Below are 26948 nucleotides of genomic sequence, written 5' to 3' on the forward strand. Positions count from 1 at the left end.
CGAGGCGAGCGGGGCCTCAGTCGTAGGTGTAGAAGCCGCGGCCCGTCTTGCGGCCCAGCAGGCCGGCGTCGACCATGCGCGCCAGCAGCGGGGGAGCGGCGTAGAGGGGCTCCTTGAACTCCTCGTAGAGCGACTCGGCGACGGCCTTGGTGGTGTCGAGACCGATGAGGTCGGCCAGGGCCAGCGGGCCCTGGGGGTGTGCGGCGCCGAGGACGAGGCCGCGGTCGATGTCTTCGGCGGAGGCGAAGCCGGACTCCATCATCCGGATCGCCGAGAGGATGAACGGGACGAGCAGCGCGTTGACGACGAAGCCGGCGCGGTCTTGGCAGTCGATCGCCTGCTTGCCGAGCGTCTCCTGCACCCAGGTACGGGCGCGCTCGGTGGTCGCCTCGGCCGTCATGAGCGAGGGTACGAGCTCGACCAGGCTCAGCACGGGCACCGGGTTGAAGAAGTGGATGCCCATCACCTGCTGCGGGCGCGAGGTCACCACGCCCAGCTTCATGATCGGGATCGACGAGGTGTTGCTCGCCAGGATCGCCTCCGGGTCGCTCACGATCTCGTCGAGCCGCTGGAACAGGGCCGTCTTGGCCGCCTCGTCCTCCACGATCGCCTCGACGACGACCTCGCGGTCGGCGAGGGCCTCGAGGTCGGTCACGACGCGGATGCGGCCGAGCACCTCGCTCGCGGACTCGATCTTGCCGCGGCTCTCGGCCCGCGTGAGCGACTGCTCCAGCCGCGTCCGGCCCCGCCCGGCCGCCGCGTCGTCGCCCTCGACCACCACGACCTCGCTGCCGCTGCGCGCCGCGACCTCCGCGATGCCCGCACCCATCAGGCCGCACCCGACCACTCCGACTCGCTCCACTGCTCCTCCTCGACCTGCATCTCGTCCCCGTGGGACTCGGTTCCGGTTCGACGGTATCCAGTACCCGCGAGTAGGAGAAACGGGCATCTCGCGGCACGGCTGATGGTGCGCGGTGCATGGCCGGGTCGCGACCAGCCGTTCAGTGATTTCGTGCCCGCGCCACTAGGGTGCCGGCATGCCTGCACGCGCCCCCCGGCGTCCGCGCCGAGCCACGCACTCCCGAGAGCAGATCGTCGAGACCGCGATCGCGGTCCTCGACCGCGAGGGTGCGGCGGGCCTGACTCTGCGGGGCCTGGCGGCCGAGCTCGGAGGCGGGCTGGGCAGCGTGTACTGGTACGTCGAGGGCAAGCGCGAGCTCATGGAGCTGTGCTGCGACGTGCTCTTCGGTCGGGCGGTCGATCTGGGGGTGGGGGACGCCGAGTTCTCCTCGCCCCCGATGGACGTCGACCTCGACGGCCTCCCAGAAGCTGTGCAGCACGGTGCGGTGGGCGTGCGCCGGCTGGCGATGGCGCTGTTCGGCGAGCTCATGGCACACCCGTGGCTGGCGGCTCAGTCCCAGTTGGTGGGCGCCGGGCGGGTAGAGGGCATGCGCTTCTGGGACGCCCTGGGTCGTCAGCTCGCCGTCATGGGCCTCTCGCCCCAGCAGCAGTTCATCGGAAGCACGGCCGTGATCGGCTACGTGATGGGAGTCAGCGCCGAGATGATGTCGCAGGATGCCCACGCCGACCCCGGCACCTCGAAGGAGGAGCAGCTGCGCACCTTCGCCGACTCCTGGCAGGGCCCCGAGTACGAGGGGCTCGACTGGCTGCGTTCCATCGGGGAGGAGTTCGCCGCGCACGACGACACCGAGCAGTTCGCCGGCGGCCTCGACCTGCTCGTCACGGGCCTCGTGCACCGCGCGGTCTGACGGCCGCGGGCGCAGTCGGCCGGGGCTCAGCCCTTGGCGGCCTTGCGCGCCCGCGAGGCGACCTTGGCCCGCTCGTTCTGGTCGAGCACGACCTTGCGGATGCGCACCGACTCCGGCGTCACCTCGACGCACTCGTCCTCGCGGCAGAACTCCAGGCACTGCTCGAGCGAGAGCTTCTTCGGCGGGATGAGCTTCTCGAAGTTGTCGGAGGTCGCGGAGCGGATGTTGGTCTGCTGCTTCTCCTTGGTGATGTTGACGTCCATGTCGTCGGCGCGGGAGTTCTCGCCCACGATCATGCCCTCGTAGACCTCGGTGGTCGGGTCGACGAACAGCACACCGCGCTCCTGCAGCGAGGTCATCGCGTACGCGGACGCCGCGCCCTTGCGGTCGGCCACCAGCGAGCCCGAGTTGCGCGAGCGGATCTCGCCGGCCCACGGCTCGTAGCCCTCGGAGATGTGGTGGGCGATGCCGGTGCCGCGGGTCTCGGTGAGGAACTCCGTGCGGAACCCGATGAGGCCGCGGGCGGGCACGATGAACTCCATGCGCACCCAGCCGGTGCCGTGGTTCGTCATGGTCTCCATGCGGCCCTTGCGGGTGGCCAGCAGCTCGGTGATCGCGCCCAGGTGCTCCTCGGGGGCGTCGATGGTGAGCCGCTCGGTGGGCTCGTGCACCCTGCCGTCGATCTCCTTCGTGACCACCTGGGGCTTGCCGACGGTCAGCTCGAAGCCCTCGCGGCGCATCTGCTCGACCAGGATCGCCAGGGCCAGCTCGCCGCGGCCCTGCACCTCCCAGGCGTCGGGGCGCTCGGTGGGCAGGATGTTGAGCGAGACGTTGCCGATGAGCTCGGCGTCCAGCCTGTCCTTGACCAGACGCGCGGTGACCTTGGCGCCCTTGACCCGGCCGACCAGCGGCGAGGTGTTGGTGCCGATGGTCATCGAGATGGCCGGCTCGTCGACGTGGATCAACGGCAGGGCGACGGCGTTCTCGGGGTCGGCCAGCGTCTCGCCGATGGTGATGTCGGGGATGCCGGCGATGGCCACGATGTCGCCGGCGTAGGCGACCTCGCCCGGCTTGCGCTCGAGGCCCTCGGTGATCAACAGCTCGGTGATGCGCACGTTCTTCACCGAGCCGCTGCGCTGCATCCACGCGACCGTCTGCCCCTTGCGCAGCTCGCCCTCGTGGATGCGCAGCAGCGCCAGGCGGCCCAGGAAGGGGCTGGAGTCGAGGTTGGTGACGTGCGCCTGCAGCGGCGCGCCGTCGGTGTACTTCGGCGCCGGGATGGTGTCGAGGATCGTGCGGAAGAGGGGCTCGAGATCCTTGCTGTCGGCCGGCAGGGTGCCGTCGTCCGGCTGCTCCAGCGAGGCCACGCCGGCCTTGCCCGAGGCGTAGACCACCGGGAAGTCGAGGGCGTCTTGGGAGTGGGAGTCGTCGAGCAGGTCCATGAACAGCTCGTAGGTCTCGTCGACGACCTCGGCGATGCGGGCGTCGGGACGGTCGACCTTGTTGACCACGAGCACCACGGGCATGTCGGCGTTGAGCGCCTTGCGCAGCACGAAGCGGGTCTGCGGGAGCGGGCCCTCCGAGGCGTCGACGAGCAGCACGATGCCGTCGACCATCGAGAGGCCGCGCTCGACCTCGCCGCCGAAGTCGGCGTGGCCCGGGGTGTCGATGATGTTGATGGTCATGCCGTCGGGGGCGCTGGGGCCGACGTACCTCACCGCGGTGTTCTTGGCGAGGATGGTGATGCCCTTCTCGCGCTCGAGGTCGCCGGAGTCCATGACGCGCTCGGCGACGCCCTCGGCCTGGTGGGCCGAGAACGCACCGGCCTGGTGCAGCATCGCGTCGACCAGCGTGGTCTTGCCGTGGTCGACGTGCGCGACGATGGCGACGTTGCGCAGGCTGGCGGAGCGGGTCTCGGACATCTCGGGGCCTTCTAGGAGGGGACGACGGACCCGGGCGCGGGCCGCTCCGAGTCTAGGCGGCAGCCCGCCCCGGCTCCGATTCGGCAAGACCTAGCCCGTTCGGGTGAATCCGCGCGCCTAGTCTCGAATCATGGCCAACATCGCGACCACGGACCGCGTCGACCTCAACGACCTGCTGCACTTCATCAGGCCGCTGCACCAGTACACGCTCATCACCCGCCGCAGCGGTGGGCGCGTGCAGGCCTCGCCGGTGAGCGGCGGCGTCACCACCGACAGCAAGCTCGTGATCGCGACCTACCCCGACCGCGCCAAGGCGAACAACCTGCGCCGCGACCCCGAGTGCACGGTGCTCGTGCACGGGCAGGAGTGGAACGACGCCTACGTGCAGGTCGACGGCATCGCCGAGGTGCTCGACATGCCCTCGCCCCAGGCCGAGGACGGTCTGGTCGAGTACTTCCGCTCGATCTCCGGCGAGCACGACGACTGGGACGAGTACCGCGCCGCCATGCGTCGGCAGGGCAAGTCGCTCATCCGCATCACGCCCACTCACTGGGGGCCCATCGCCACGGGCGGTTTCCCGCCCGATCGCGCCCCGCAGGGCTGAGCGGGGCGGCCGGTCGCCCACGAGCTCGCTGCCAACCTCGATGTCGGTGGCTGGGGGCATGCTGGAGCCATGACTCTCGGACCCGCCCAGCCTCACCCCCGCTGCACCTTCGTGCCGCCCTTCCTCCAAGAACGTCTCGGTCGTGCCGGGGCTCTCGGGCTCGATGGCCAGCTGCGTGGCACCCGGCCCGGCCCGGCGCCCGCACAGACGGCAACGGTGACGCCAGGCCCCGCGTGGGTGGTGCACACCGCCGCGGGGAGCACGACGCTGCCGGGCCAGGTGGTGCGCGCCGCGGGCGAGGCGGAGTCGGGCGATGCAGCGGTCGACGAGGCCGCGGTCGGCATCACCGGCTCGCTGGCCCTTTACGCCGAGGTGTGGGGCCGCGACTCCTTCGACGGCGCCGGCGCTCCCGTCGTCCTCACCGTGCACTACGGGCAGGACTACGACAACGCGTTCTGGAACGGCACCCAGCTCGTGTTCGGCGACGGCGACGGCCAGGTGTTCGACCGGTTCACCAAGCCGGTCGACGTGCTCGGCCACGAGTTCACGCACGCGGTCACCGAGCGCACCGCGGGGCTGACCTACGAAGGCCAGAGCGGCGCGCTCAACGAGTCGATGTCCGACGTCGCCGCCGCGTGCCTCAAGCAACGGCTGCGCGACCAGTCGCCGGCCGAGGCCGACTGGCTCATCGGCGAAGGCATCTTCCTGCCCGGCGTGCAGGGCCGCGCGCTGCGCGACATGGCCAACCCGGGCACGGCCTACGACGACCCGAAGCTGGGTCAGGATCCCCAGGTCGGCCACATGCGCGACTACGTCGACACGACCGACGACAACGGCGGCGTGCACCTGAACTCCGGCATCCCGAACAAGGCGTTCCAGCTCGCGGCCCTCGCCGTGGGCGGTACGTCCTGGGAGGGGGCGGGCCGCATCTGGTACGACGCGCTCATCGGGGGCCAGGTCGGCCCGGACGCCGACTTCGCGGCGTTCGCGGCCGCCACGGTCGCCGCGGCGGGCGAGCACGCCGACGCCGTGGCCGGCGCCTGGCGTCAGGTCGGCGTGGAGCCCGGGGCGGCGACCACGGTGCCGTCCTCCGACACCCCGGCCGCCCGATCGGTGCGGGTGCGTCGCACGGGTGGGTTCGCCGGCCAGGTAGCCGAGGGCGTGGTCGACCTCGACTCCGACGACCCGCGAGTGCCCGAGGCGATCGCGCTCTGCGATCGAGTGAGCCTGCTAGGGCTCACGCCGGCCCCACCGCAGCCCGACCGGTACGTCTATGAGATGCACGTGCGCGGAGTGCGGGCCCGCGTCGCCGAGCAACAGCTCACCGAGGAGCTCGAGCAGCTCGTCGCTCTCGTGCTGCGGCCCTGACCGACCGAGCAGTGCTCAGGCCAGGGCGCGGTCGAGCGCCGCGTCGACGTGGAGCGTGGTGCACGGGAAGACCGGGATCTCGGCGTCGGCCTGCTTGATGAGCAGCTCGAGCTCGGTGCAGCCGAGCAGGATGCCGCCGGCGCCGGCGTCCCAGAGCTCGTCGATGAGGGAGACCACGGTGCGCCGCGTCTCGGTCTTGACCTCGCCGTGCACGAGCTCGTGGTAGATCGCGTCGTCGAGCCACTGGTGGTGCGAGGCGTCCGGCACGATCACCGTGAGGCCGTGGGAGGCCATTCGCTCACGGAAGAACGAGTCGCTCATGGCGACCTCGGTGCCGAGAAACCCGACCGTCGACACGCCCTGGGCCTTCACGGCCTCGGCGACGACGTCGGCCAGGTGCACGAGCGGCACCTCGACCGCGGCAGCCACCTGGTCGGCCACCTTGTGGAACGTCGTCGTGCACAGCAGCACGAAATCGGCGCCCGCGCGCTCGACGCCGCGCGCCGCGTCGGCCAGCAGGTCTCCGATCTGGTCCCACTTCTGCGCGTCCTCGAGCGAGGTCAGCTCGGCGAAGTCGACGCAACTGAGCACCAGCTTGGGCGACGAGAGCCCACCGAGCCGCTCCTGCACACCACGGTTGAGATCGCGGTAGTAGGCCGCGCTGCTCTCCCAGCTCATCCCACCGACGAGTCCGATCGTCTTCATGGCGTCAGTCTGTCACTGGCCCCGGGCAGCCGACGCCGGTGGTCGAGCAGCGAGCGCCAGCCAGTGGGTCGAGCGTGTCGAAAGCGAGCGATGTCGAGCCCCGGTGAGGTCGCCGGCCGCGTCCTCCTTCGTCGGTCGTGGCGGCCGCGTTCTCATCTCCAGCTTCTCGACTGGGTCTCCGCGCGCCCGTCACGACCTCCTTCGTCGGTCGTGGGGCTTGCTCGACCTCCATCGCCTTCATTCCTTCGCTGCGCTCAGGACTGGCGATGGACCTTGTGCTGGGCGGCCTGGGCACGGGGTCGGATGACGAGGGAGTCGATGTTGACGTGGGAGGGCCGGGTGACCATCCAGCTGATCGCGTCGGCGACGTCCTCGGCGACCAGCGGCTCGGCCACACCCTCGTAGACGCGGTCGGCCGCGGTCTGGTCGCCGCCGAAGCGCACGAGGGCGAACTCGTCGGTGCGGACCATGCCGGGCGCGATCTCGCACACGCGCACGGGCTGGTCGAACAGCTCCAACCGCAGCGTCTCGGTCACCACCTGGGTGCCGTGCTTGGCGGCGGTGTACCCGCCGCCGCCCTCGTAGGCCACCCGCCCTGCGGTCGAGCCGACGTTGCACACGACGCTGGTATCGCCCTCGGCTCCTGCCGCGAGCAGCGCGGGCAGCAGGGCCCGGGTGACCTGCATCAGGCCGATCACGTTGACCTCGAACATCGCCCGCCACTCGGCGGAGTCGGCCTGTGCGACGGGCGAGGAGCCGAAGGCGCCGCCGGCATTGTTGACCAGCACCTCGAGTCGCGGACCCACGGCCTGCGCCAACGCCGCCACCGACGCCTCGTCGGTCACGTCGCAGGCCACCGCCCGCCCGCCGATCTCCGCCGCCAGCGCCTCGATCCGGTCGGTGCGCCGCGCGGCACAGACCACCTCGAAGCCGGACGCCGCCAGGGCGCGCGCCGTCGCCGCCCCGATGCCGCTGCTCGCACCCGTCACGACCGCCAGTCGGCGGCTGGTCGACTCACTCATGTGCCTATGCAAGCACGACGGGAATGTCGGCTGGCACGGCGGCGTTGGCCCGGGTTGGAGCCCCCTCCTGGGCGGGGGCAGCGAGAGGAGCGGCATGGGCGTGCGGCGCGTGGCGATGGTCAGCCTGCACACCTCGCCGCTGGACCAGCCCGGCACCGGTGACGCGGGTGGCATGAACGTCTACGTCATCGAGCTCGCCAAACGGCTGGCTGCGCTGGGCACCGAGGTCGACATCTTCACCCGCGCCACGAGCTCGGCCCAGGAGCCGGTGGTGCAGGCGAGCGACGGGGTGCTGGTGCGCCACATCCACGCCGGCCCGTTCGAGGGGCTGACCAAGGCCGAGCTGCCCGGCCAGCTGTGCGTCTTCGCTCGTGAGGTGCTGCGCGCCGAGGCAGGCCACCCGGTGGGTCACTACGACGCCGTGCACTCCCACTACTGGCTCTCCGGGCAGGTCGGCGCGCTGGCCCGCGACCGGTGGGGCGTGCCGCTGGTGCACTCCATGCACACCATGGCCAAGGTCAAGAACGAGGCGCTCGCCGAGGGTGACACCCCCGAGCCCGCCGCCCGGGTCATCGGTGAACAGCAGGTCGTCGAGGCGGCCGATCTGCTGGTCGCCAACACCGACCTCGAGGCCAAGCAGCTGATCAACCTCTACGACGCCGACCCCGGGCGGGTCGAGGTCGTGCACCCCGGCGTCGACCTCGACGTCTTCGCTCCCCGCGACCGCGCCGCCGTCCGGAGCGAGCTGGGCCTGCCCGTCGACGCCGACGTGCTGCTCTTCGCCGGCCGGATCCAGGCGCTCAAGGCGCCCGACGTGCTGGTGCGTGCCGCCGCCGAACTGGTGCGGCGCCGACCCGAGCTGCGAGAGCGCCTGGTGGTGCCGGTCGTCGGTGGCCCCTCCGGCTCCGGGCTCGAGCATCCCGATGCCCTGGCCGGCCTCGTGCGGGAGCTCGGGCTCGACGATGTCGTGCGGTTCGTGCCGCCCGTGGCGCAGTCCGAGCTCGCCCGGTGGTACGCCGCGGCGACGCTCGTGGCCGTGCCGTCGTACAACGAGTCCTTCGGGCTGGTCGCAGCCGAGGCGCAGGCGTGCGGCACCCCCGTGGTGGCGGCCGCCGTCGGCGGGCTCACCACGGTCGTGCGCGACGGCCGCAGCGGGCTGCTCGTCGACAGCCACGACCCCGTCGACTGGGCCGCCAGCATCGACCGCGTCCTGCGTGACGCGGAGCTGCTGGACACCCTGCGGGAGGGCGCGCGCAAGCAGGCCTGCGTGTTCTCCTGGGAGTCCACCGCTGCCGCGACGCGCGCCGCCTACGAACGCGCGGCGCACCTGATGCGCGCCTGACCCCGAACCGCGAGGAGTCCGCATGACCGACGGCGTCGACGTCGTCCGCCAGTACCTCACCGAGGCCGAGATCGAGTTCGAGGAGTCGGCTCCCGGCGTCTTCTCGTTCTCGCTGCCGGGTGAGAAGAAGCTCCAGACGGCCGTCCGCCTCGACGTCGGCGGGCACGCGCTCGGCGTGCACGCCTTCGTGTGCCGGCGTCCGGACGAGAACCACGAGCGCGTGTGGCGCTGGCTCCTCGAGCGCAACCTGAAGATGTACGCCGTCTCCTTCGCCCTCGACCACCACGGCGACATCTATCTCGATGCGCGCCTCCCGCTGTCGGCCGTCGAGCCGGACGAGCTCGATCGGCTGCTCGGCGCGGTGCTGAGCCAGGCCGACGAGTCGTTCAACGCCATCCTCGAGCTGGGCTTCGCCAGCTCGATCCGCAAGGAGTGGGAGTGGCGCCGGCTGCGCGGTGAGTCGACCGCGAACCTCGAGGCGTTCCGCGGGTGGCTGGAGACGGGCGAGGAGCCGGGAGCCTGATCGCAGGATCAGGCGACGCCGCTGTGCGGCGGCGTGGGCAGTCCCGGATGGTCGACACGCGCACCCCTGGGGCCCGCACGCCCAAGCCAGCTCCGCGAGGCCGAGGTCAGTCCAGGGGAGGCGCGGAGGCGGGTCGTCGACGGACCACCAGCACGACCACGTAGGTGACGGCGGCCGCGAGCTGGAGCAGGGCGCGCACGTCGCCGACCACGTCGCGCGCCGCCAGCCACGACGCGAGTAGGACCGTGCTCGCGATCGGGGTCAGTTGGAGCTCGGTGCAGCCCAGGCCGCGGCGCAGCGCGAGCCGGAGCACGCTGAACCAGGTCAGTCCGACCGTCACCGAGAGCATGAACGTGAAGACGCCCTCACCGAACCGGGCGCTCAGCAGGGTGGCGATGACCCAGAGGATCTCCGCCACGGCGAACGTCGTGGCCGCGACCATCATCGGCGTCCAGCCCTGACGCTCCTGCGCGGAGGCGGCGTCCGGCGAGGGGGCGTCGCTCACGCGAGGCCCACGACCGTCTCGTCGTCCCACGACGCGTTCTCGACGATCGTGTCGAACAGCGAGGTCATCGCCTCGGCGTGGGCCACCAGAGGGCTCGAGCAGGCCACGAGGCAGTCGTGGCCGTGCGTCGTCTGCACCAGGTAGTCGACCGCCAGCGACGGGAGTTCGGTCTCGTCGAGCCTCTCGAGGCGTCCGTGCACGACGCGGGTGACGCGGCCCAGATCGGTGGTGAAGTGCTCCACCGCGCCACCGGTGCCCCGGGCCCAGGCGTCGGTGGACTCCTGGCCGGCGTCGTCGAGGGGCATCACCATGAGCGATCCCGACACGAACGGACTCGACGGGCCCGAGATCGACAGCAGTGTCGCGCCGTTCGTGCGCGCCTGCTCGACCTGCGTGAAGAGGTCGCTGCGCAGCTCGCGCCGCAGCCGCGCCCCCTGCCCGTCGTCGAGCGGTAGCGCGCTCGCGATCCGGGCGATCCGGCGCTGGCATCCCTCGAGGTCGTCGACGTGGAAGGTCTCCCAGCCCGGAGGCAGCACCATCTGGAGTCTCATGACGCCTCTTCCTCGATCCGCAGCCGCATGGTGTCGGTGATGTCGCGCGCGATGAGCGCCAACTCGTCGATCCGGTGCAGGGCCGTGCAGATGAACACCAGCACCACGGCCTCGTCGGTGCCCTCCGGGAAGACCCCCAGATGCAACTGGTGCTCGACCGTGCCGTTGGCCCAGGCCTCCTGGCGCTCCATCACGAGAAGGCGTCCGGCGTCGACCTCGCCGTCCGTGCGCTCCACACCGAGCAGGCTCCCGCCCTCGTCGGTCTCCGCGTTGGCCACCATCTGCTCGTACACGTCGGGGTCGGCGTTGCGGTAGTGGACGGCGCGCAGCACCGCCATGGGCGCTCCCAGCTCTGGGTCGGGAACCCACAGGGCGACCAGCAGGGGGTCATCGCTGGCCAGGGCCGGCAGCGTGGCGCGCACGTACTCGCGCAGGTAGCGCGCCGCGTCGTCCGAGGTCGTGGCCTCGGCGAGCAGCGTGTCGGTGACGTCGTCGAAGGACGCCGGCAGCGTGACCCAGTCGTCGGGTGCGCTGAGCGTCCAGCCGGTGATGCATCCGGTCGCGGTGCTCACCCGGCTGCCTTCTCGGTGTCGAACTGGCTGAGGGAGTCGAAGTCGAAGTCGCCGGCGCCCACGTCACCCAGGTCGACCACCGCGGGATCGCCGCTCAAGGCGTCGTGGACGTACTGGAAGCCGTCGATGCCGGCGCCGCCCAGGGTCAGGAGCTCCTGGGTGGTGATGCTGACGGTGGCCTGGCGAATGGCGGACATCGACTTGACCGCGTCGTCCATGCCGCGCACCGACTGCAGGTGCGCGAGCATGTCGCCGTCTTGGACCAGCTTGGCGAAGGCGTCGTTGAAGTGTCCGTTGCGCAGCGAGCCGCCCAGTGAGCGCAGGGCGTCGGGGGAGTCGCGGAGCGCGGCCCGCAGGTTCGCGGGGTCGAAGGCGGTGCGCAGGTTGCGGCCGAAGTCCGTGAAGTCGTCGAAGGTGCCGCTGAGCAGGGATCTCATCTTGGACATGTCACGTGCGTCGTCGAGCATGTTCAGAGCCCGGCCTCTGCTCATGTTGACGAAGTCGTCGCCCTTGCCGGTGAGGGCCTTCATCACCGAACGGGCCGAGCCCATCGACGGCAGGCCCCGCTGGGCGCGCATCGCGGCGGGCAGGGCGGCCAGCTTGCCCGCCTTGAGCCGGCTGACGGCCGAGACGGCCTTGAATGCAGCCTGGCCGCCCTTGAGGGCGACCCGCCCGATGCCGAAGCTCAGTACTCCGACGGCGTCCATGATGACGTCGGCCCAACTGCCCTTGCCGCCCACCAGGAGGGCGACGTTGCACAGCAGCGAGATGATGCCGGCGATGAGGGCGATAGCACCGAGCACGGCGGCCAGCGCCTGGCCGATGATGGGAATCCAGCCGACCACGAGGGCCAGGATGCCGGCGATGGCGGCGATCGCGCCGGCGATGTCGGCGATCTTCGACAGCACGTTGGCGACCTTGTCCCACGTGCTGTCGTTGAGTTCGCTGTCCTCGACGACGTCCTCGATCGCCCTGCGAGCCTTGTCGGCGGCGTCCTTGGCGTCCTGCTTGGCAGTCTCCGCCTTCTCCTTGGCGTCCGTGAGGTCGGAGGCGGCGGCCGAGCACTGGTCGTTGAGGCAGCTGACCCGTTGGATCAGGTGGCTGAGGTCGCGCGGTGCCTGGTCGGCCGGACGGCAGGCGTTCTCACTCTCGCCGTGACGCAGGTCGTCCCGGGCACTCGAGAGCTGGGTGTTCGCGGCCTCGTGGTCGTCTCGCGCACAGACCGCGGACTTCAGGGCGGCGTCGGCGTCCTCCTGGGCTGCTTGGAGCTCCGTCGCGTAGGTGGTGAGCGCCTCGCCGGTCTCGCGGTACCGGGTCTCGGCCTTGCTGACGTTCGTCGAGACCGTGGTGGCCTTGCCGCGGAACTTCTCGACCGCCTCCGACTTCATGTCGGGGTTCTCGGCGAGCTCCTTCAGGCGCCTGGAGGCGAGTTCGATGGCGTCGGCGACCTCGGTGTAGTGCTTGCCTGCCGCGAGCACCGTCGCCGCGTCGCCGGGGGTCGGGTCGGACCCCATGTCGAGCGGCGACCAGTCGGCCGGCCGGCTCACTTCTCGCCCTCGATGGCAGCGGCGAGATCCTTGTCGAGCTGCTGGAAGTTCTCGCCCGTGGCCGACGCGGCCTCGGCGAGCTCCTTGATGTCGGCCAGCATCTCCTCGCGCGTGATCTTCCACTTGTGAGCGAAGTCGCGCACCTTGTCGGCGAGGTCGTGGTTGCCTACGTGGTCGGCCACGTAGTCGCTGCGGTCGTTGGCGGACTCGAACTCCGTGGCCACGCCGCGCAGCGCGTGACCGGTCTCGACGAGTTGGTCGGTGTCGAGCACAAGATCAGACATCGAAGGGGGCCGGCCTTTCAGGTCTTACTCAGGGTTTGCTTGACCGATCTTTACCCTAGATGCCCGCATGCCAATCGACTCGATTTTCGCGGTATGGACCACGACCCGGGCTCAGGCGCGCCGGCGCCGCGCCACTGCCACCCCGACCAGGGACAGCACCCCGCCGAGATAGGCCAGCGCGGGCGGGGTCTCGCCCAGGAAGACCAGCGCCAGCACGATGGTCAACGGCGGCACGAGATAGGTGGTGACCCCGAGGCGGGAGGCGTCCATCGTGGTGAGCGCGTAGGCGAACGTCGAGAAGGCGACGGCGGTCGGGAACACCCCGAGGTAGACCAGCCACCACACCGACGAAGCGGGCGCGGACGCCGCTTGGGTGAGGAGCTGCCCGACGAAGGGCAGGCACACCACGGCCCCGACCGTGCACGCGAGCCAGGTGACCATGACGGCCGGCACCCGGGCGACGAGGGGTTTTTGGAGGATCAGGCTCACCGAGTAGGCCAGCGCCGAGAGCAGACACAACCCGACGCCGAGCCAGTCCTGCCCCGCGTGCTCGGAGGTCGAGACGCCGATCAATGCCACCCCGGCGAACGCCAGTGCGAGGCCCACCAGCAGCGTGACGCTCAGCCGCTCGTCGAGGAACAACGCCGCCATCACGGCCACCAGCACCGGTGAGAGCTGGATCAGCATCGCCGCCGTGCCGGCGTCGATGCGCGTCTCGCCCTCGTTGAGAGCCACGCTGTAGACGCCGAACCAGAGGACGCCGATCGCGGTCATCGACGCCCACTCGCGGCGTCCGCGCGGCCACAGTCGAGCCCGCCCGCCGCGCCCCGAACGCCACACGATGACACCCAGGCAGGCGGCGCCCACCAGCAGTCGGCCCAGCGACAGCGCACCGGGGGAGAAGTCGTCGCGCAGATGCCGGATCGCCACGAACGCCGAGGCCCAGAACAGCAGGGTGATCGCGATCGCCACCAGCGGCGCCCACGGGGGAGCGGTGCGGGCGGGCGCTTCAGGTGGGAGCGGCCCCGGCGCGGTCGTGGTCATGGCCTCGACCCTAGGGCCGCGCGCCGACACCCAGCACGCGGATTTCGGACACGGATGATCGCTACCCTGCCATCATGCGGCCACCGTCCGAAGACCTCCCCGCGCTGCTGGGCGAGGGCTACGCCGCCATCGCGGGTGCCGTCCACGGCCTCGACGACGCCACCGGGGACGGCGCTACTCGCGCCGCAGGCTGGACCGTGCGCGATCTGCTCCTCCACCTCGTCGGTGACGCGCAGCGTGCGCTCGTGACGATGGCGACGCCTGCGGACGCTGCTCCCGACACCGACGCCGTCACCTACTGGCACGGCTTCCGCCCCGACCTCGGGGACGGCGGGGCCGCGCACGCTGCCTGGGTACGTCGCTCGGCCGCCGCGTTCACCGGTGTCGACGGCCTGGTGGCCCTGTGGCGCGACACCTCGGCGGCTGCGGCCCGGGCCGTGGCGGCCGCGGACCCGTCATCGACCGTGACGACCCAGGGACACGTGCTCACCGTGCGCGACGTCGTCTCCACGTTGCTCGTCGAGGCGACCGTGCACACCCTCGACCTGGCGCCGACGCTCGCCGTCCGGCCACCGCCCGAGGCGCTGAGCCACACCCGGGCCGTACTCGAGAGGCTGCTCGGCGCACCGCTCCCCGACGTCTGGGACGACGAGGAGGCCGTGCTGCGCGGCACCGGACGGTTGCCGGTCGACGACGAGCGCTACCCCTTGCTCGGGTGAGTCTGGCGGCGTCCCCGCGCCCCGACGGCGACCGGCGACAGCACCCACATCGGGTTCGAGAGCCCGGGGTTCACAGGTCGAGCTTGTAGCCCAGCCCGCGCACGGTCACCAGGAACTTCGGCTCGCCCGGGTCGGGCTCGAGCTTGGCGCGCAGCCGCTTGACGTGCACGTCGAGGGTCTTGGTGTCGCCCACGTAGTCCGACCCCCACACCCGGTCGATCAGTTGCCCGCGGGTGAGCACACGCCCGGGGTTGCGCAGGAACATCTCGAGCAGCTCGAACTCCTTGAGCGGCAGCTTCTGTTCGGTGCCGTCGACGGTCACGACGTGCCGCTCGACGTCCATCCGCACCGGCCCGGCCTCGAGGGCCGCCGGTGTCGCGTCGGGCTCGACTCCGCGACGCAGGACGGCCCGGATGCGCGCCACGAGCTCGCGCGGGCTGTAGGGCTTGGTGACGTAGTCGTCGGCGCCCAGCTCGAGACCGACGATCTTGTCGATCTCGTCGTCCTTGGCGCTGACCATGATGACCGGCACGTTCGACGTCTGCCGGATCGTGCGGCACACCTCCGTGCCGGGGATCCCCGGCAGCATCAGGTCGAGCAGCACGATATCGGCGCCGTTGCGGTCGAACTCCGCCAGCGCGGTGTTGCCGTCGGCGGCGATCGCCACCTCGAAACCCTCCTTGCGCAGGGTGTAGGCGAGAGCCTCTGAATAGCTCTCTTCGTCCTCGACCACGAGTACCCGTGTCACGGGCGATCCTCCTCGTTCTTCCTCTCGGCCCCGAAGTGCTGCGGCAGCGTGAGGGTGAAGGTGGACCCCTGCCCCTCCGCCGACCAGACCCGGACCTCGCCGCCGTGGGTGGCGGCAACGTGCTTGACGATGGACAGACCCAGCCCGGTGCCGCCCGTGGAGCGGTGGCGGGCCGGGTCGACCCGGTAGAAACGCTCGAAGATGCGGTCGAGGTCCTCGGCCGGAATGCCGATGCCCTGGTCGACCACGGAGATGTCGATCATCGCGTCGTCGACGCGGGTGGTGACCAGCACCGTCGCGTCGGACTCGGAGTACGACACTGCGTTGCTCACCAGGTTGCTGATGGCCGCGGTGACCTGACGCTCGTTGCCGAACACCTGGAGGTCGGGCACCCCGCCCACGAGGATCGAGATGCCCTTCGCCGCGGCGTCGATGCTGCTGGTGTCGACGGCTGTCTCGATGACGTCGTCGAGATGCACCGGCACGGGCTTCTCGAGCGGGTCGTCGGCCTGGAGTCGGGAGAGCTCGATGATCTGCTGGACCAGCTTGGTCAGCCGATCGGACTCGGTGACCATGCGGTCGGCGAACCGCTTCACGGCCTCGGGGTCGTCGGCGGCGTCGCCCATCGTCTCGGCGAGCAGCCGGATCGCACCGACGGGCGTCTTGAGCTCGTGGCTGACGTTGGCGACGAAGTCGCGGCGGACCTCCTCGACGCGACGCTCGCGGGTGCGGTCCTCGACCAGCGCCAGCACGAGCCGGGCGCCCAGCGGGGCCACCCGTGCGGTGACCAGACGCGGACTCGCCTCGCCGAGGCTGATCGACATCTCGGTCTCGCGAATCTGCCCGTCGCGCCGCACCTGGTGCACCAGTTCGGCGAGCTCGGTCGAGACCAACCGGGTGCCGCGGACGAGCCCGAGCGCATAAGCAGGAGCCGAGGCCTTGAGCACGCTGTCGGCTCCGTCGACGACCACCGCGCTGCTGCGCAGCACCGAGAGCACCGAGCCCACGCCGTCCGGCACCGTCGGCGCGCTGGACGGCGGCAGGTCACGCTGCTGGCGGTCGCTCAGGGCCCACGCCAGGACGGCGCTGCCCGCGACGAGGGCGCCTGCGACGGCAGCGAGGAATGCCTGCGTCGTCGGGTCCACGGGCAGGATCGTACGCATCCTGCACCTCCGCGAGGCCTCGGCGAGAGCGAAGTACCAGGTGTTCACCACGCGTTCACGCCGTCCTGGCTGCGAGGCCCGGCGCGTCACCGCGCCGCACCTTAGGCTGGTGGACATGCGCGACGCCTTCCACGAAGAACTCGACGCCGTCTTCGGCGACCTCGCCAGCATCTGCGGCCTGGTCGAGACCGCGGTGTCGCAGGCCACCAAGGCCCTGCTCGAGGGCGATATCGACATCGCGGAGCAGGTCATCAGCTCCGACGAGCAGATCGACCGGGCTCGCGAGGCGGTCGAAGACCAGGCCTTCGCCTTGCTCTCGCTCCAGCAGCCGGTCGCCGGCGACCTGCGCGTCGTCGTCGCGGCCCTGCGCATGGTCACCGAGCTCGAGCGCATGGGCGACCTCTCCGTGCATGTCGCCAAGATCGCCCGGCTGCGGGTGCCCAACGTCGCGGTGCCCGGCGAGATCGCCCCCACCATGGTCAAGATGGCCGAGACGGCCGAGGACATGGTCAGCCGCGTGCAGAAGATCATCGTGCAACGCGACGTCTCCGCCGCCATCGAGCTCGGCCGCGACGACGAGATCATGGACCAACTGCGCCGCGCCTCGTTCACCCAGCTGCTCGGCGACGACTGGGAACACGGGGTCGAGGCCGCCGTCGACGTCGCCCTACTCGGCCGCTACTACGAGCGCATCGCCGACCACGCCGTCTCCATCGCCAACCGCGTCGTCTTCGTCGTCACCGGCGAGAACCCCCGCTCCCTCGATTCCTAGCGCAGACGCGTCAGCGGATGCGCTGATGGTGGTCGAGCAAGCCGCGCGGCGCAGGAACGAAGCCGCGACCGGTGTGTCGAGACCCGGTGACTGTCCGTCGAGACGTCTCCTCGCATCTCACGGGGTCTCGACGACGCTCGTCAGCGCTGCGCGCTGTATCGCTGCTCGACCATCGGTGAGCCGCGTGCTGTCTCGCTGCGATTCCTGAGCCGCCGAGGGACGAGGCGTGTCGAAGGGCGACCACCGGGGGTGGGTCAACGCCCCTGGTTCGCCACCGCGTCGGCAGCGGCGGCTGCCGCCTCGGGGTCGAGATAGCGCCCGCCCCTCTCGACGGGGGAGAAGGAGTCGTCGAGCTCGTAGACCAGCGGCATGCCGGTGGGAATGTTCAGCCCGGCGATGTCGTCGTCGCTGATCTGGTCGAGATGCTTGACGATGGCCCGGAGACTGTTGCCGTGCGCGGTGACGAGCACGGTGTGGCCGGCGGCGAGGTCGGCGGTGATGTCGGACTCCCAGTAGGGGAGCATCCGAGCGATGACGTCCTTGAGGCACTCGGTGCGCGGCATGTCGGCCCCGAGGTCGGCGTAGCGGGGGTCGCCGACCTGAGAGAACTCGGCGTCGTCCTCGATCGGGGGCGGCGGGGTGTCGAAGGAGCGCCGCCACTCCATGAACTTCTCCTCGCCGTAGGTGTCGAGAGTCTGCTTCTTGTCCTTGCCCTGGAGTGCGCCGTAGTGCCGCTCGTTGAGCCGCCACGAGCGCTTGACGGGGATCCAGTGCCGGTCGGCCGCGTCGAGGGCCAGTGCCGAGGTGTTGATGGCGCGGCGCAGCAGCGAGGTGTGCACGACGTCGGGCAGCACGCCGGCCTCGAGCAGCTGCTCACCACCGCGAACCGCCTCGGTGCGCCCCTTCTCGGTGAGCGCGACATCGACCCATCCGGTGAACAGGTTCTTGGCGTTCCACTCGCTCTCGCCGTGGCGGAGCAGGATCAGCGTCGAGGTCACTCTTGGTCCCCCTCGGAGTGCGTCTCGTCGCTGGTCTCGCCGCCGAAGTCGGTGACCGGCGGCAGCGCGTCGCACTCGTAGAGATCGCCCGCGTCGGCGTCGGCCTCGGAGGCGTCGGCGTCCTGCCGGGTGGCGTTGCCAGGCTTCTTGGCGGTGTCGTGGCCCGCCCACATGTCGCACTCGCGGACCACCGGGATGTCCATCCGGGTCGTCTGCCCGTTGTCGAAGGTGAGCTCGACGGGGATGAAGTCGCCCGCGACGAAGTCGCCGATGACGCCGATGCCCTGATCGGGGTCGGAGAGGTTCGCATACCCCAGCGGCGGGATCGAGCGCGGCTCGAACGAGGACGCCGTGAACGCGCCGGAGTCGACGGGGGCGAAGGAGGTCAGCGAGATGGACTGGTCGCCGGACTTGTTGGAGAGGCCTGCGACGAAGGTTCCCTCGCCGGGCGAGCCGGAGACGATGACGGCGGAGAGCACGTCGACCTCGCCGTCCCGGTTGATGGGGCCGGCCGCGGGCGTGTACACGCGCTCGGTGGCGACGCCGAAGCCGCACGAGGAGAGGACGGGGGCCAGGGCGAGGACGACCGTCGCGAGGGCGAGCTTGCGGCGCAGGTGCATGGTGGTGGGTGACCTCTTGTCGAGCAGGGACGTCGAGCAGGGTTCGCTCAGGGACCGGCGTCCGACAGCCTAGCGGCCACCAGGCCGCTCAGCGGCCTCGGGCTGGAGCCGAGCGGGGCCGATGAGTGGCGGGGCCGAGCAGTGGCGGGGCCGATCAGCTGCGGAGCCCGACCGCGCTGCCGACGATCACCATCGCGACGAGCACCACGGCGATGTAGGCGACGGTCACCGCGAGCAGCCGGGTCGCGCCGAGCACTCGGCCCAACCGGAGTGGAAGGTAGGAGTAGCCGTCGCTGTCGTCGTCGACGAGACCCCACAGCGCGGTGAGTACGTGCACTCCGATGCCCAGTAGCGCGAACAGCACCACCATGCCGAGGCTCGGGGCCGCCCCCGGTTCCCGGCCCGGCCAGGTGCCGTAGGAGAGGAATCCGGCGTACAACGCGAACGATGCCGCCCAGGGCACGAAGGAGAGGATGGTGCGGCGGACGAGGACCGTGCCGAGCACGCCGACGAGGAGTCCGAGCAGGTAGAGGCTGCCGGCGACGCGGCCGTTGGAGAAGGCGAGCGGCACGAGCAGCAGCACGCCGCAGCAGAGGACGAACCACACCGTGCCGGGATCGAGGCGGCCGTCGGCCACCGGCTTGCCGGGGCGCTCGTGCCGGGCGTCGCGACCACGATCGACGAGGTCGTTGAGCCACCCGAGGAGGGCTTGACCGACGAGAACCGTGACCAGCACCAGGCCCATGTCGGCGCCCGGGCGTCCGCTGAGACCGGCGACGAGAGCCATCGACACCGCGGCGACGACGGCGTGGCGGGGGTGGGCGGCGCGCAGCAACAGCATCGGGCCCGACGCGCGCACCGCACCGAGCCGGCCGGCGGGCGGCGGCGGCGCGTACGAGGTCCGGCGGTCGAGCCCGGACTCGGTCGCGGCGGCATCGTCCGAGGTGAGGGTCCGGGTGGGCGGATCCTCCCGCTCCTGCGTCAGCGTGGCGACCGCTCCCGTGTCGTCGTCGGACGACGCCACGTCGGGCTCGGTGGAGGGGTCCGGGGCGGCGCCGCGGCGCCGGAGACGGGGAACGCGCATGTGTCCAGTATCACCCCCGGGGTGTCGGTCCCGCAGGCGGATCCCGCCGTGTCAATGCGCTCTCCCTCGTGCGCGCGCACCCGGGCACATGCACGACTCGGCGGTCGGTGTCAAGAGCAAAGAGATCGCCTGCATGGGCGCTGACCTGCGCAAACGCAGTTCTCAGAAGGCTGAGAGCGTGTTAAGATGGCCACCTAGGAAGGGGAACTTCACATATGACTTTCACCGTCGGCGAAACGGTTGTCTACCCCAATCACGGGGCCGCCGTCATCGAGGACATCGAGACCCGGAAGATCAAGGGCGAGGACCGCGAGTACCTCGTCTTGAGGATCGTGGCCCAGCAGGATCTGGTCGTGCGCGTGCCGTCGTGCAACGTCGACCTGGTCGGCGTGAGGGACGTCGTCGACAAGGAGGGTCTCGACCGCGTCTTCGACGTGTTGCGGGCCCAGCAGGTCGAGGAGCCGACGAACTGGTCGCGGCGCTACAAGGCGAACCTCGAGAAGCTCCACTCCGGCGACGTCATGAAGGTCGCCGAGGTCGTGCGTGACCTCTGGCGTCGCGAGCGTGACCGCGGCCTCTCCGCTGGTGAGAAGCGCATGCTCGCCAAGGCCCGCCAGATCCTGGTCTCCGAGCTCGCGCTCGCCGAGTCCACCAACGAGGACAAGGCCGAGGCCATCCTCGACGAGGTGCTCGCCTCCTAGGCGCACCTCCTCTTCAGCCAGCACGAGGCCCCCGGGTGATCCATCCGGGGGCCTCGTCGTGTGTGGGTGGGATGTGGTTTGGTCCCAAACGTGGGCAAAATCGGCGATCTGGATGCAGTTATCGCCCAAACGTGGGGCTGACGAGGTCCGGTGGTCGTGACTGCGCGCCGGACGGCGGTCGTGCGGGTGGCTCGGCGGGTGAGTGTGGGTGCGGCAGAGTGGGGCCGTGATCGATCCCTGGGCCGACGAGCCGGTGACGTACGCGATCGTGCTCGACGCGGGTCGGGGGTCGCTGCCGTTCGCGCTCGTGCACGGCGAGCCGCTGGTGGCGTGCGCGGCCTGGGCGCTGGGGGAGGCCGGGTTCGAGCAGGTCGACCTCACGGTGCGCTGGTCGTCGCTGGCCGAGTGCGAAGCCACCGTGGTGCTGCACGATCCGCTGTGCCCGCTGACGCCACCCGGGTTCCTCACCGAGGCGGTCGCCCTCAGCCGGGAGCGCGACGCGGCGGTGGTGGGGGTGCGACCGGTCACCGACACCGTGGTCACGACCGATCCGCGCAGCGCGACCACGCTCGACGTCCTCGACCGCGACGACCTGCTCGAGGTGGTGTCCCCGCTCGTGCTGCCCCCGCGCGCGATGAGCACGCTGCCCGGGCCGCCGCGCACCGTGGCCGACCTGATCGGCCTGGTCGCCGGCCTGGCCGCGGAGCACCAGGTGCACCCGCTGCTCGCGCCACCGCAGGCACGGCGCCTGGCCGACGCAGACGGCATCGCGTCGTTGGAGGCGCTCAGTCCGCGGTGACGCGAGACAGCAGCCGTTCGGCGAGGGCGACGTCCTCGGGCCAGGTGACCTTGAGGTTGCCCGGCGTCGAGGCCACCGCCACCACGGGCAGCCCCGCGTGCCGGCGGAACGTCGAGGCGGTGTCGGTGCCCTGCTCGCCCTCCCGTGCGGCGGCACGGTAGGCCGCCAGGAGCGGTCCGGCCCGGAAGGCCTGCGGCGTCTGTACGCCGGCGAGCCCGACGGGTGCCGCCGAGAGATCCCGGCGCAGGACGCCGGGCAGTGGCGTCGCGGGCAGGGCGCCTCCGTGCTCGCGGGCGGCGCCGACGACGGCGGTGTAGAGATCGACGGTGGCGAGCGGCCGTGCGCCGTCGTGCACGGCGACCACGTGGGGGCGGTCGCCGCCGTCGTCGGTCTGTGGGTCGAGCCGGTCGGCGATGGCCTGGAGGGCCCGCCACTCGGACTCGTGACGGGTGTCGCCACCGGCCGTCAGCAGCACCTCGACGTCCAGGGTGTCCGCCGCCTCGAGCTCGGGCCCGAGCGCCTGGGCCACCTCCTGCTCCTCGCCGGGAGCCGCCACCACCACGATCCGCACGATGCCGGGCACCCGCAGCGCGGTCCGTACCGACCACGCCAGCAACGGCCGTCCGGAGAGCTCGAGCAGCACCTTGTTGCGACCGGCGCCGACCCGCTGACCCGATCCGGCACCCAGCACCACCACGCTCACGACCTCGCCGGCCTGCGCGGACTGCTCCCTCGTCACCGTGCGCACGCTACCCACCCACGACCGCGAGCGCCGTGATCGTTCACCTCGTCGTTACACCGCGCCGGGGTCGTGAAACGCAACGGGAATCCGTGCTGCCTACCTTCCATCCGGTAGAGGGCGGCCGTGAGCCGGGTCACCAGGGTCGAGAGAGGTGCGATGAGCGAGGACTGGCACCCCGTCTGTCGACTCGACGAACTCGAGCCCGAGCGCGGCGTCGCGGCCCTCGTGCACGGCCAGGGCATCGCCTTGTTCCGGCTGCCCGACGATCACGTGTACGCCCTCGGCAACCACGACCCGTTCTCGCGCGCGACCCCGCTCTCGAAGGGCATCGTGGGCATGCGCGACGCGGTGCCGTTCGTGGCCTCGCCTGCGCACCGGCACGCGTTCGACCTGCGCACCGGCCGATGCCTCGAGGAGCCCTCCACCCACGTGCCCGTCTACGAGGTGAAGATCGTTGCCGGCGTCGTGCTGGTCGGTCAACGCCGCGTCGACGCCGCCTGACCCTCTCCCGGGGACACTCCGATCAGGTCGGGACGACGAGCGCCGTGGCCAGTGCGGCGACTCCTTCGCCGCGCCCGGTGAGTCCGAGCCCGTCGGTGGTCGTGGCCGACACCGTGACGCGTGCGTCGAGGGCATCGGAGAGGGCAGCCTCGGCCTCGGCCCGACGAGATCCCAGCCGCGGTCGGTTGCCGATCACCTGCACGGCCACGTTGCCGATCTCGAACCCGGCGGCCCGTACCCGGCGCGCCGTCTCGGTCAGCAGCATCGCCCCCGAGGCGCCGGCCCAGGCCGGGTCGGAGGTGCCGAACTGCGAGCCCAGGTCGCCGATCCCGGCCGCGGACAGCAGGGCGTCGCAGGCCGCGTGGGCGGCCACGTCGGCGTCGGAGTGACCCTCGAGCCCGTGGTCCTCCTCGGGCCAGGCCAGCCCGGCGAGGTGCATCGGCACGCCCGGGAGGAGGCGGTGCACGTCGACACCGATGCCGGTGCGCGGCAGACCGCTGGCAGCGCTCATGGTGCCGATGATGCCGCAGGAGCCTCCGATCCGCCCACGAGGGCGCTCCGAACACCTGACATGCGGGCCGGGCGAGTAGGTCATGATGGCGCCATGGCACGCCCACGCTCCCTCTGGCCGTTCGCCGGCCTCGTGGCGGGCGTGGCCGGTCTGCTCGTGAGCTACGCCGTGGCGGCGGCGCTGGCGATCCGGGAGGCGCCGGTCCCGGCCATCGCCGAGACCGTCATCCAGGTGACGCCGGGCAACGTCGCCGAGACGGCGATCCGCTTCCTCCAGCGCTACGACAAGCCGTTCCTCGTCGTGATGGTCGTGCTGATCAGCCTGGTGCTCTTCGCCGTCGTCGGCGCGTGGTCGCGCCGCCGCTGGTGGCTGGCGCTCGCGGCGTACGTCGTGCTCGCCGCACTGGCCGCCGCGGCCGTACTGACCCGCGCCGGAACCGGCGTCACTGACCTGCTGCCGGTGGCGGCGGGGTTCGTCACGTGGGTCGTGGTGCTCATGGCACTCACCGAGCCGCTGCGCCGCGCCGAGGCGGTCGTCGACTCCGAGGAGTCGGGGCCCACGCTCCTGGCCAGCACCCGCCGCCAACTCGTCGTCCGAGGGCTGCTGTTCGGGGGTGCCGCCGCAGCGGTGGCCGTCGGCGGTCGGTTCCTCGGCCGCGGACGCCGCCAGGTCGAGGCCTCGCGATCGCTGCTGCGTCTCGACGGGGTCAGCCGCCCACGGATGCCGGTCGGCGCCAACATCGGCGTCGAGGGCCTGAGCGGCTGGGCGACCTCGAGCCACGACTTCTACCGCATCGACACCGCGATCGTGACGCCCACGATCACCCCCGCCGACTGGACGCTGCGCATCCACGGCCTGGTCGACCGCGAACTGGTGCTCACCTACGAGGATCTCATCGCGCGCGGCCTGACCGACGCCTGGGTCACCCTGAACTGCGTGAGCAACCCGGTGGGCGGCGACCTCGTCGGCAACGCGTGGTGGAGCGGCGTGCTCATCCGCAGCCTGCTCGCAGAGGTCGGTGTGCACCCGGACGCCGACGCGGTGCTCCAGACCTCCGACGACGGCTGGACCTGCGGCACCCCGCTCGCGGCCCTCACCGACCCCGACCGCAACGCCATGCTGGCGGTGGCGATGAACGGCGAGCCGCTCCCTATCGACCACGGCTTCCCGGTGCGCACTATCGTGCCCGGGCTCTACGGCTACGTCTCGGCCACCAAGTGGGTGCGCGAGTACGAGGTCACCCGCTTCTCCGACATCACCGCCTACTGGACCCAGCGCGGGTGGGGAGAGCGCGGTCCGGTCAAGATGGCCTCCCGCATCGACGTGCCCCAGCAGGGCAGCACCGTGGCGGCCGGCAGCGTGCAGGTCGGCGGCTTCGCGTGGCTCCAGCACACCGGCATCTCCGCCGTCCAGGTCTCCCTCGACGGCGGCAGCTGGACCGGGGTCGACCTCGGCCGCGTGCCGAACGCCGACACCTGGGTGCAGTGGGCCGGCACTCTCGACGTCGCGCCCGGCGACCATGTGTTGCGGGTGCGGGCGATCGACGAGAACGGCGAGGTCCAGACCTCCGTCGTGCGCGACGTCCTGCCCGACGGCGCGACCGGCCTGGACGGCATCGCGTTCACGGCGAAGACGTGACCATGACCAGCACGACCGAGCCGCAGGACTTCGCCGATCGCCCCGGCGCGGCGCTCGTGGTGGGCGGCTCCGGCGGCCTCGGCGCCGCCATCGCCGCCCTGCTGGCCGAGCGCGGAGCGCGCGTCGTCGTCACCTACCGCACGCAGCGCCCCGTCGGAATCGACGCGCATCATCTCGACCTCTCCGCACCGGACGTCGCCACGCAGGCGCGCAGGGTCGTCGACGACGTCGCCGCCTCGTGCGGTGGCCTGCACACGCTCGTGCACGCGGCGGGTCCGCACGTGCCGATGACGCACCTGGGCACGGTGGATCCCTTGGCGATGGCCGACCAGCTGCGTGATGACGCAGCCGGCTTCTTCGCGGTCGCCCGCGCGGCGTTGGGGGAGCTGCGGGCGGCGGCCGGCTCGCTGGTCGCGGTCACGACGGCCGCCACAGCGCGGTTCCCCAAGCGTGACGGGCTCTCCTCGGCGCCGAAGGCGGCCGTCGAGGCCATGGTGCGAGCGCTGGCGGTGGAGGAGGGCCGGTTCGGCGTGCGCGTCAATGCGGTCGGCCCGGGCATGCTCACCGACGGCATGGCCGCCCGGCTGATCGACTCCGGTGAGCTCGGCCCCGAGGCCCTCGAGATCACCCGTGGCAACATCCCGCTCGGGCGCTTCGGGTCGGCGTCCGACATCGCCGAGGCCGTCTGCTTCCTCGCCTCCGACCGCGCCGGTTTCATCACCGGCCAAAAGCTCGACGTCGACGGCGGCTGGGGCTGTTAACCGCGAGGGGTCGAGAATCGTTCCTCGAGGGGTCGCATATCGTTCGCCGCCTGACCCCTCGGACCACGATTCGCGACCCCTCGAGGGTCACTACGCGACCGCTCGCGGGTTACGGCAGCGCGGCGGGGAGGGGGTGGGCGTCGTCGTGGATCACGTAGGCCAGTCCGCCGGACGTCGGCAGCCAGGCGTCCTCGAAGCGGGCGCGGTCGTAGGTGCGGCGCACGCCCGAGGCGGAGTCGGCCGCGGGGTCGTTGACCACGACGTCGCCGGCCTTGGTGAAGCCGACGATCACGACGAGGTGGCCGTTGGAGGCACTGATCGGGGCGTTCGGCAGGTCGCCCTTGCCGAAGGCGATCGAGACCACCACCGGGATGCCGACCTTGATCAACCGCTCCGCGAGCCGGAGGTCGGGCAGTCGGGTGACGAACGCGTGGCCGGTGAGGCCGGCGGCGTAGGCGGTGTTGAACGGCCAGTTGCCGGTGCCGTCGTAGTCGTGGTCGTAGGTCATCCGCGCCGCGTAGTCGACGAAGCGGGCCGGGTGCGGCTTCTTCACCCACGAGTACGCGGACGCCGGGGGCAGGTCGCCGTAGTAGCCGAGCACCATCGAGGTCGAGGTGGGTGAGCACCACGCCTCCCCGCCGCCGCCCCATCGGGAGTAGTCGCCGTCGTGCACCATCTGGCTGTAGCGCGGCACGTCGAGCACCGTGCCGCCCGCCTTCGCCACCACGCCGGGCTTCGAGGTCGGCCGGTCGCCCGACGGCAGCCGTGAGGCCATCGCGCCGACGAACCCGAGCGACGGCGGCTTGGATCGTGCGCCGACCTTGCGCATGAGCGAGACCCGCAGCCGGTAGGAGGTCAGCGGGGTGGAGGCCTTCCAGGTGTCCACCGACACCGAGGCGAGGTCGTCGCTCTGCGGAGACCAGCTGGTGCGGTGCACGAACCGGTCGTCGCGCGCCCAGCGCCCGAGCACGTCCCAGGACGACGCCCTGCCGTCGGCGGTGCGGCCCTTGACCTGCACCTCGATCCAGCTGTTGCCGGGCGTGCGCGCCTCCCAGGAGGCCACGAGCTGGCGCAGGCCGTACGGCGTGCCGACCCAGGGCGAGGTCCAGCGGCCGACGTCGTACTGCGAGCCCTGGTAGCGCCGGGTCGCGTGGGAGCCGGCGAGCCACACGCGGTCGCGGCGCACGCGCACCTGCTCCTTGCGCCCGGCCCGCAGCGCGTCGGCGCCCTCGAAGGAGCTGCGCGAGATGTGCACGCCGGAGTCGGCGCGGCGCGCGGCCACGCCCGAGGCCCCCGGGGCCGCGCTCGCGGGGTGGGCCAGCGCGACGGTGAGGCTCGCGACGAGCAGGGTGGTCACGAGGCGGAGGGAGCGGTGCACCGGACCACGGTAAGTCACACCAGCCACACCCGTCACACGATCCGAGCGGGTCGTC

General features: G+C 71.4%; 30 protein-coding genes. 12 read left to right on the forward strand and 18 right to left on the reverse strand.

Features of this window, described 5'->3' with window-relative positions:
• Nucleotides 1-16: 16 nt before the first annotated feature.
• On the reverse strand, nucleotides 17-862 hold the full coding sequence (locus ISG29_RS07125) for a 3-hydroxybutyryl-CoA dehydrogenase (RefSeq protein ID WP_328828303.1): 846 nt from the start codon (nucleotides 860-862) through the stop codon (nucleotides 17-19).
• A 175-nt stretch (nucleotides 863-1037) separates the two neighbouring features.
• Between ISG29_RS07125 and ISG29_RS07130 the strand changes: the two genes are divergently transcribed.
• Nucleotides 1038-1769 carry a TetR/AcrR family transcriptional regulator gene (locus ISG29_RS07130; protein WP_194502670.1) on the forward strand — a complete coding sequence of 244 codons (732 nt, stop codon included), beginning with the start codon at nucleotides 1038-1040 and terminating at the stop codon, nucleotides 1767-1769.
• A 26-nt stretch (nucleotides 1770-1795) separates the two neighbouring features.
• Here ISG29_RS07130 and typA read toward each other — a convergent pair whose 3' ends face one another.
• Nucleotides 1796-3691 carry a translational GTPase TypA gene (gene typA, locus ISG29_RS07135; RefSeq protein ID WP_194502671.1) on the reverse strand — a complete coding sequence of 632 codons (1896 nt, stop codon included), beginning with the start codon at nucleotides 3689-3691 and terminating at the stop codon, nucleotides 1796-1798.
• Nucleotides 3692-3821: 130 nt separating this feature from the next.
• Here typA and ISG29_RS07140 point away from each other — a divergent pair, with 130 nt between their 5' ends.
• A complete protein-coding gene (locus ISG29_RS07140) occupies nucleotides 3822-4295 on the forward strand; it encodes a PPOX class F420-dependent oxidoreductase (protein WP_194502672.1) in 474 nt (157 codons plus the stop codon).
• Between the two features lie 69 nt (nucleotides 4296-4364).
• Nucleotides 4365-5663 (forward strand): protealysin inhibitor emfourin, encoded by a 1299-nt coding sequence (locus ISG29_RS07145; RefSeq protein WP_194502673.1) that lies wholly within the window; start codon nucleotides 4365-4367, stop codon nucleotides 5661-5663.
• A gap of 15 nt (nucleotides 5664-5678) precedes the next feature.
• On the opposite strand, the gene ISG29_RS07150 is transcribed toward ISG29_RS07145, so the two are convergent.
• Nucleotides 5679-6368, reverse strand: coding sequence for an aspartate/glutamate racemase family protein (locus ISG29_RS07150; protein ID WP_194502674.1), 690 nt, complete (start codon nucleotides 6366-6368; stop codon nucleotides 5679-5681).
• 254 nt (nucleotides 6369-6622) lie between these two features.
• The gene (locus tag ISG29_RS07155; protein WP_194502675.1) at nucleotides 6623-7390 is read right to left on the reverse strand and encodes an SDR family oxidoreductase; all 768 of its coding nucleotides are present in this window, start codon (nucleotides 7388-7390) and stop codon (nucleotides 6623-6625) included.
• Between the two features lie 94 nt (nucleotides 7391-7484).
• Between ISG29_RS07155 and mshA the strand changes: the two genes are divergently transcribed.
• Together mshA and ISG29_RS07165 are read left to right on the forward strand one after the other, a co-directional pair.
• Nucleotides 7485-8732, forward strand: a complete 1248-nt coding sequence (gene mshA / locus ISG29_RS07160) for a D-inositol-3-phosphate glycosyltransferase (RefSeq protein ID WP_194502676.1) — start codon at nucleotides 7485-7487, stop codon at nucleotides 8730-8732.
• A 22-nt stretch (nucleotides 8733-8754) separates the two neighbouring features.
• A complete protein-coding gene (locus ISG29_RS07165; RefSeq protein ID WP_194502677.1) occupies nucleotides 8755-9255 on the forward strand; it encodes a type III secretion system chaperone family protein in 501 nt (166 codons plus the stop codon).
• Between the two features lie 106 nt (nucleotides 9256-9361).
• Here ISG29_RS07165 and ISG29_RS07170 read toward each other — a convergent pair whose 3' ends face one another.
• The 6 genes from ISG29_RS07170 to ISG29_RS07195 all read right to left on the reverse strand — a co-directional run bounded on the left by ISG29_RS07170 (nucleotide 9362) and on the right by ISG29_RS07195 (nucleotide 13758).
• Nucleotides 9362-9760 carry a hypothetical protein gene (locus ISG29_RS07170; RefSeq protein ID WP_194502678.1) on the reverse strand — a complete coding sequence of 133 codons (399 nt, stop codon included), beginning with the start codon at nucleotides 9758-9760 and terminating at the stop codon, nucleotides 9362-9364.
• Nucleotides 9757-10311, reverse strand: coding sequence for a hypothetical protein (locus ISG29_RS07175; protein ID WP_194502679.1), 555 nt, complete (start codon nucleotides 10309-10311; stop codon nucleotides 9757-9759). Before ISG29_RS07175 ends, ISG29_RS07170 begins: the two co-directional genes overlap by 4 nt.
• On the reverse strand, nucleotides 10308-10883 hold the full coding sequence (locus ISG29_RS07180; RefSeq protein ID WP_194502680.1) for a hypothetical protein: 576 nt from the start codon (nucleotides 10881-10883) through the stop codon (nucleotides 10308-10310). Before ISG29_RS07180 ends, ISG29_RS07175 begins: the two co-directional genes overlap by 4 nt.
• Nucleotides 10880-12430 (reverse strand): hypothetical protein, encoded by a 1551-nt coding sequence (locus ISG29_RS07185; protein ID WP_194502681.1) that lies wholly within the window; start codon nucleotides 12428-12430, stop codon nucleotides 10880-10882. The genes ISG29_RS07180 and ISG29_RS07185 overlap by 4 nt, the downstream gene beginning before the upstream one ends.
• Complete coding sequence (locus ISG29_RS07190) at nucleotides 12427-12714, reverse strand: hypothetical protein (RefSeq protein ID WP_194502682.1); 288 nt, start codon at nucleotides 12712-12714, stop codon at nucleotides 12427-12429. The genes ISG29_RS07185 and ISG29_RS07190 overlap by 4 nt, the downstream gene beginning before the upstream one ends.
• Before the next feature lie 111 nt (nucleotides 12715-12825).
• Nucleotides 12826-13758: a DMT family transporter gene (locus ISG29_RS07195; RefSeq protein ID WP_194502683.1), complete on the reverse strand. Its 933-nt coding sequence runs from the start codon at nucleotides 13756-13758 to the stop codon at nucleotides 12826-12828.
• Nucleotides 13759-13832: 74 nt separating this feature from the next.
• On the opposite strand from ISG29_RS07195, the gene ISG29_RS07200 reads away from it, so the two are divergent.
• Entirely contained in the window at nucleotides 13833-14477 is a 645-nt protein-coding gene (locus tag ISG29_RS07200) for a maleylpyruvate isomerase N-terminal domain-containing protein (RefSeq protein WP_194502684.1), read from the forward strand.
• Between the two features lie 70 nt (nucleotides 14478-14547).
• On the opposite strand, the gene ISG29_RS07205 is transcribed toward ISG29_RS07200, so the two are convergent.
• Nucleotides 14548-15225 (reverse strand): response regulator, encoded by a 678-nt coding sequence (locus tag ISG29_RS07205; protein ID WP_194502685.1) that lies wholly within the window; start codon nucleotides 15223-15225, stop codon nucleotides 14548-14550.
• Nucleotides 15222-16370 (reverse strand): sensor histidine kinase, encoded by a 1149-nt coding sequence (locus ISG29_RS07210; protein ID WP_194502686.1) that lies wholly within the window; start codon nucleotides 16368-16370, stop codon nucleotides 15222-15224. Before ISG29_RS07210 ends, ISG29_RS07205 begins: the two co-directional genes overlap by 4 nt.
• A gap of 133 nt (nucleotides 16371-16503) precedes the next feature.
• Between ISG29_RS07210 and phoU the strand changes: the two genes are divergently transcribed.
• Nucleotides 16504-17160, forward strand: coding sequence for a phosphate signaling complex protein PhoU (gene phoU / locus ISG29_RS07215; protein ID WP_194502687.1), 657 nt, complete (start codon nucleotides 16504-16506; stop codon nucleotides 17158-17160).
• A 254-nt stretch (nucleotides 17161-17414) separates the two neighbouring features.
• On the opposite strand, the gene ISG29_RS07220 is transcribed toward phoU, so the two are convergent.
• From ISG29_RS07220 to ISG29_RS07230, 3 genes are all read right to left on the reverse strand, one after another.
• Nucleotides 17415-18158 (reverse strand): phosphoglyceromutase, encoded by a 744-nt coding sequence (locus tag ISG29_RS07220; RefSeq protein ID WP_194502688.1) that lies wholly within the window; start codon nucleotides 18156-18158, stop codon nucleotides 17415-17417.
• Nucleotides 18155-18778: a hypothetical protein gene (locus ISG29_RS07225; RefSeq protein WP_194502689.1), complete on the reverse strand. Its 624-nt coding sequence runs from the start codon at nucleotides 18776-18778 to the stop codon at nucleotides 18155-18157. The genes ISG29_RS07220 and ISG29_RS07225 overlap by 4 nt, the downstream gene beginning before the upstream one ends.
• A 154-nt stretch (nucleotides 18779-18932) precedes the next feature.
• Nucleotides 18933-19862 (reverse strand): UbiA family prenyltransferase, encoded by a 930-nt coding sequence (locus ISG29_RS07230; RefSeq protein WP_194502690.1) that lies wholly within the window; start codon nucleotides 19860-19862, stop codon nucleotides 18933-18935.
• 215 nt (nucleotides 19863-20077) lie between these two features.
• On the opposite strand from ISG29_RS07230, the gene ISG29_RS07235 reads away from it, so the two are divergent.
• Nucleotides 20078-20563, forward strand: coding sequence for a CarD family transcriptional regulator (locus tag ISG29_RS07235; protein ID WP_194502691.1), 486 nt, complete (start codon nucleotides 20078-20080; stop codon nucleotides 20561-20563).
• Nucleotides 20564-20789: 226 nt separating this feature from the next.
• Complete coding sequence (locus tag ISG29_RS07240) at nucleotides 20790-21362, forward strand: hypothetical protein (protein WP_328828311.1); 573 nt, start codon at nucleotides 20790-20792, stop codon at nucleotides 21360-21362.
• On the opposite strand, the gene ISG29_RS07245 is transcribed toward ISG29_RS07240, so the two are convergent.
• Nucleotides 21349-22101 (reverse strand): IspD/TarI family cytidylyltransferase, encoded by a 753-nt coding sequence (locus ISG29_RS07245; protein WP_328828313.1) that lies wholly within the window; start codon nucleotides 22099-22101, stop codon nucleotides 21349-21351. The genes ISG29_RS07240 and ISG29_RS07245 overlap by 14 nt on opposite strands.
• 159 nt (nucleotides 22102-22260) lie before the next feature.
• Here ISG29_RS07245 and nirD point away from each other — a divergent pair, with 159 nt between their 5' ends.
• Complete coding sequence (gene nirD, locus ISG29_RS07250) at nucleotides 22261-22605, forward strand: nitrite reductase small subunit NirD (protein ID WP_194502692.1); 345 nt, start codon at nucleotides 22261-22263, stop codon at nucleotides 22603-22605.
• 22 nt (nucleotides 22606-22627) lie between these two features.
• On the opposite strand, the gene ispF is transcribed toward nirD, so the two are convergent.
• Nucleotides 22628-23116 carry a 2-C-methyl-D-erythritol 2,4-cyclodiphosphate synthase gene (ispF, locus tag ISG29_RS07255; RefSeq protein ID WP_194502693.1) on the reverse strand — a complete coding sequence of 163 codons (489 nt, stop codon included), beginning with the start codon at nucleotides 23114-23116 and terminating at the stop codon, nucleotides 22628-22630.
• A gap of 93 nt (nucleotides 23117-23209) precedes the next feature.
• On the opposite strand from ispF, the gene ISG29_RS07260 reads away from it, so the two are divergent.
• Both ISG29_RS07260 and ISG29_RS07265 read left to right on the forward strand, forming a co-directional pair.
• A complete protein-coding gene (locus ISG29_RS07260) occupies nucleotides 23210-24754 on the forward strand; it encodes a molybdopterin-dependent oxidoreductase (protein WP_194502694.1) in 1545 nt (514 codons plus the stop codon).
• A 2-nt stretch (nucleotides 24755-24756) separates the two neighbouring features.
• Nucleotides 24757-25515, forward strand: a complete 759-nt coding sequence (locus tag ISG29_RS07265; protein WP_194502695.1) for an SDR family oxidoreductase — start codon at nucleotides 24757-24759, stop codon at nucleotides 25513-25515.
• Nucleotides 25516-25624: 109 nt separating this feature from the next.
• Here ISG29_RS07265 and ISG29_RS21550 read toward each other — a convergent pair whose 3' ends face one another.
• On the reverse strand, nucleotides 25625-26893 hold the full coding sequence (locus ISG29_RS21550; RefSeq protein ID WP_194502696.1) for a C39 family peptidase: 1269 nt from the start codon (nucleotides 26891-26893) through the stop codon (nucleotides 25625-25627).
• Nucleotides 26894-26948 lie beyond the last annotated feature (55 nt).

This window comes from Nocardioides acrostichi (assembly GCF_015319165.1).
In the GTDB taxonomy this organism is placed as follows: Bacteria; Actinomycetota; Actinomycetes; order Propionibacteriales; family Nocardioidaceae; genus Nocardioides; species Nocardioides acrostichi.

Bases quoted from the DNA above. Each gene is read 5' to 3' on its own strand.
- nirD (WP_194502692.1), top strand. From the start codon at position 22,261: ATGAGCGAGGACTGGCACCCCGTCTGTCGACTCGACGAACTCGAGCCC.
- ISG29_RS07235 (WP_194502691.1), top strand. From the start codon at position 20,078: ATGACTTTCACCGTCGGCGAAACGGTTGTCTACCCCAATCACGGGGCC.
- ISG29_RS07145 (WP_194502673.1), top strand. From the start codon at position 4,365: ATGACTCTCGGACCCGCCCAGCCTCACCCCCGCTGCACCTTCGTGCCG.
- ISG29_RS07190 (WP_194502682.1), bottom strand. From the start codon at position 12,714: ATGTCTGATCTTGTGCTCGACACCGACCAACTCGTCGAGACCGGTCAC.
- ISG29_RS07175 (WP_194502679.1), bottom strand. From the start codon at position 10,311: ATGAGACTCCAGATGGTGCTGCCTCCGGGCTGGGAGACCTTCCACGTC.
- mshA (WP_194502676.1), top strand. From the start codon at position 7,485: ATGGGCGTGCGGCGCGTGGCGATGGTCAGCCTGCACACCTCGCCGCTG.
- ISG29_RS07165 (WP_194502677.1), top strand. From the start codon at position 8,755: ATGACCGACGGCGTCGACGTCGTCCGCCAGTACCTCACCGAGGCCGAG.
- ISG29_RS07265 (WP_194502695.1), top strand. From the start codon at position 24,757: ATGACCAGCACGACCGAGCCGCAGGACTTCGCCGATCGCCCCGGCGCG.
- ISG29_RS07260 (WP_194502694.1), top strand. From the start codon at position 23,210: ATGGCACGCCCACGCTCCCTCTGGCCGTTCGCCGGCCTCGTGGCGGGC.
- ISG29_RS07150 (WP_194502674.1), bottom strand. From the start codon at position 6,368: ATGAAGACGATCGGACTCGTCGGTGGGATGAGCTGGGAGAGCAGCGCG.
- ISG29_RS07225 (WP_194502689.1), bottom strand. From the start codon at position 18,778: ATGCACCTGCGCCGCAAGCTCGCCCTCGCGACGGTCGTCCTCGCCCTG.
- ISG29_RS07230 (WP_194502690.1), bottom strand. From the start codon at position 19,862: ATGCGCGTTCCCCGTCTCCGGCGCCGCGGCGCCGCCCCGGACCCCTCC.
- ISG29_RS07195 (WP_194502683.1), bottom strand. From the start codon at position 13,758: ATGACCACGACCGCGCCGGGGCCGCTCCCACCTGAAGCGCCCGCCCGC.
- ISG29_RS07200 (WP_194502684.1), top strand. From the start codon at position 13,833: ATGCGGCCACCGTCCGAAGACCTCCCCGCGCTGCTGGGCGAGGGCTAC.
- typA (WP_194502671.1), bottom strand. From the start codon at position 3,691: ATGTCCGAGACCCGCTCCGCCAGCCTGCGCAACGTCGCCATCGTCGCG.
- ISG29_RS07140 (WP_194502672.1), top strand. From the start codon at position 3,822: ATGGCCAACATCGCGACCACGGACCGCGTCGACCTCAACGACCTGCTG.
- ispF (WP_194502693.1), bottom strand. From the start codon at position 23,116: ATGAGCGCTGCCAGCGGTCTGCCGCGCACCGGCATCGGTGTCGACGTG.
- ISG29_RS07130 (WP_194502670.1), top strand. From the start codon at position 1,038: ATGCCTGCACGCGCCCCCCGGCGTCCGCGCCGAGCCACGCACTCCCGA.
- ISG29_RS07155 (WP_194502675.1), bottom strand. From the start codon at position 7,390: ATGAGTGAGTCGACCAGCCGCCGACTGGCGGTCGTGACGGGTGCGAGC.
- phoU (WP_194502687.1), top strand. From the start codon at position 16,504: ATGCGCGACGCCTTCCACGAAGAACTCGACGCCGTCTTCGGCGACCTC.